Annotated in this window: 2 protein-coding genes; both read left to right on the plus strand. The window is 71.3% G+C overall.

Annotated features, from left to right (window positions below; all coding sequences use genetic code 11):
- Positions 1 to 2,034, plus strand: a 2,034-nt coding sequence (locus FJ694_RS36230) for a glycine cleavage T C-terminal barrel domain-containing protein (RefSeq protein ID WP_157272358.1), incomplete at its 5' end; no start/stop codon positions are given.
- Positions 2,027 to 2,672: sarcosine oxidase subunit gamma (locus tag FJ694_RS36235; RefSeq protein ID WP_157272359.1), on the plus strand; the 646-nt coding region annotated here is incomplete at its 3' end. The genes FJ694_RS36230 and FJ694_RS36235, both read left to right, overlap by 8 nt.

Below are 2,672 nucleotides of genomic sequence, written 5' to 3' on the forward strand. Positions count from 1 at the left end.
CAGGAAGTGGTCGTCACCGGCACCAGCGACGTGATCTACGACTGCGCCAACCACCTCGCCGCCGCCGGCGCCAAGGTGCACGTGGTCGATCCGCGCAGCCAAAGCTTCGCGCGCCGGCTGGAGGCGGGCGTCACCGTCCACCAGGGCTATGCCGTGGGCGAGGCGGTGGGTAAGAACCAGGTGCGCGCCGCCAGGCTGGTGAAGCTGCATGCCGAGCGCGACGAGGCCATCGGTGCCGGCCCGACGCTGCGCTGCGACGCGCTGCTGTCCTCGGGCGGCCTGTCGCCCACCGTGCACCTGTTCTGCCACGACGGCCGCCGTCCGATCTGGGACGAGAGCGTGGCCGCCTTCGTGGTGCCCAAGGCCGGGCGCGAGGGCATCGCCTGCGCCGGCTCGGTCACGGGCGCCTTCAGCCTGCAGGACGCGCTCAAGCAGACCACCGAAGCCATGCGCGAGGTGCTGGCGACGCTGGGCGTGAAGGCGCAGCTCCATGCCCCGCGCGTCGTCGGCGCGCCGGTGCAAGCCGCCCGCCCGATGTTCCGCGTGCCCGACGGCAAGGCCGAGGGCGAGGGCGCCAAGGCCTTCGTGGACTACCAGAACGACGTCACGGCCGCCGACATCGAGCTCTCCATCCGCGAGAACTGGCAGCACATCGAGCATGTCAAGCGCTTCACGGCGCTGGGCTTCGGCACCGACCAAGGGAAACTCTCCAACGTCAACGGCTTCGTCATCACGGCGCGGGCCCTGAAGCGCCCGGTGTCCGAGGTCAGCACCACGACCTACCGCCCGGCCTACACGCCGGTGTCGCTGGGCGTGCTGGCCGGCACCATGGAAGGCGACACGCTGGACCCGGTGCGCACCACCGCCATCCACGCCAGCCACACCGCGCGCGGCGCCGCGCTGGAGCCCGTGGGCAACTGGATGCGGCCCTGGTACTTCGCGCGCAAGGGCGAGGACATGCACGCCGCCGTGGCGCGCGAGTGCCGCGCCGCGCGCAGCGGCGTGGCGGTGATGGACGCCTCGACGCTGGGCAAGATCCAGATCGACGGGCCCGATGCGCGCGAGTTCCTCAACCGCGTCTACTCCAACGCCTGGAGCCAGCTCGCGCCGGGCAAGTGCCGCTACGGGCTGATGCTCGACGAGAACGGCATGGTCATGGACGACGGCGTGACGGCGTGCATCTCCGACACCCGCTTCTACATGACCACCACCACCGGCGGCGCGGCCAAGGTGCTCAACTGGCTGGAGCGCTGGCACCAGACGGAGTGGCCCGACCTCAAGGTCTGGATGAGCTCGGTCACCGACCACTGGTCCACCGTGGCGCTGGTGGGGCCGAAGTCGCGCGAGGTGCTCTCGCGCCTGTGCGGCGACATCGACCTCTCGCCCGAGGCCTTCAAGTTCATGGACTGGCGCGAGGGCACCGTGGCGGGCATCCCCTGCCGCGTCTTCCGCATCAGCTTCTCGGGCGAGGTCAGCTTCGAGCTCAACGTCGAGTCCGGCTACGGCCAGGCGCTGTGGGAAGCGGTGATGGCCGCGGGCGCGGACTTCGACATCACGCCCTACGGCACCGAGACGATGCACGTGCTGCGCGCGGAGAAGGGCTTCATCATCGTCGGCCAGGACACCGACGGCTCGATGACGCCGGTGGACCTGAACATGGGCTGGGCGCTGTCCATGAAGAAGGCCTACAGCTTCCTGGGCAAGCGCTCGCTCTCCCGCAGCGACACCACGCGCAGCGACCGCAAGCAGCTCGTGGGGCTGATGCCCGAGGACCCGGCGACCGTGCTGGCCGAAGGCGCGCAGATCGTCGAGAGCCCGAACGCCGCGCAGAAGCTGCCCGCGCCGATGCTGGGCCACGTCACCAGCAGCTACCACAGCCCGGAGCTTGGGCGCTCCATCGCCATGGCCGTCGTGCGCGGCGGCGCCCAGCGCGAGGGGCAGCGCCTCTACGCCATGGCGCGCGGGCGCGTCACGCCCGTGAAGGTCGTCTCCAGTGTCTTCGTCGATCCCAAGGGGGAGCGTCAACATGCCTAAGTCCCAGATGATCACCGTCGCGGCCGACGCGCTGCGCTCGCCGCTGTGCCAGCTGCAGCCCACCGCCGACCGCGGCGATGCCGCGCTGACGGCCGCGGAGCTGCCCAACCTGGGCTACCTCGTGCTGCGCGGGCGCGCCGACGACGTGGCGTTCATGAGCGGCGTGGCCGGCGTGCTCGGTGCGCCGTTGCCCACGCAACCGCGCGCGGTGCTGCGCTGCGCCGCCGGCGTGGTGCTGTGGCAGTCGCCCGACGAGTGGTGGCTGCTGTGCGCGCGCAGCCAGCGCGACGCCCTGGTCAAGGCGCTCGAAGAGGCGCTGCGCGGCTGCTTCGCGCAGGTGGCCGACAACAGCGGCGGCTTCACGGCGCTGCGCATCAGCGGCGCGCCGTACCTGCGGCTGCTCAACCACCTGGGGCCCTACGACTTCGAGAGCCTGCCGCTGGGGCAGTGCGTCTCCACCGTGATCAGCAAGGCCAGCTTCACGGTGCTGCGCAGCGACACGCAGGGCGTGGCGCTGGTGTTCCGGCGCAGCTTCGCCGACTACGTCTGGAAGCTCATCGAGCGCAATGCGCGGCCCTACGGGCTGCGCGTGGTGGAGGCGCGCCAGTGCGCCGACCCGCTGCTGTCGCCGCTGCTGG

This window comes from Azohydromonas aeria, assembly GCF_009760915.1.
GTDB lineage: Bacteria > Pseudomonadota > Gammaproteobacteria > Burkholderiales > Burkholderiaceae_C > Azohydromonas > Azohydromonas aeria.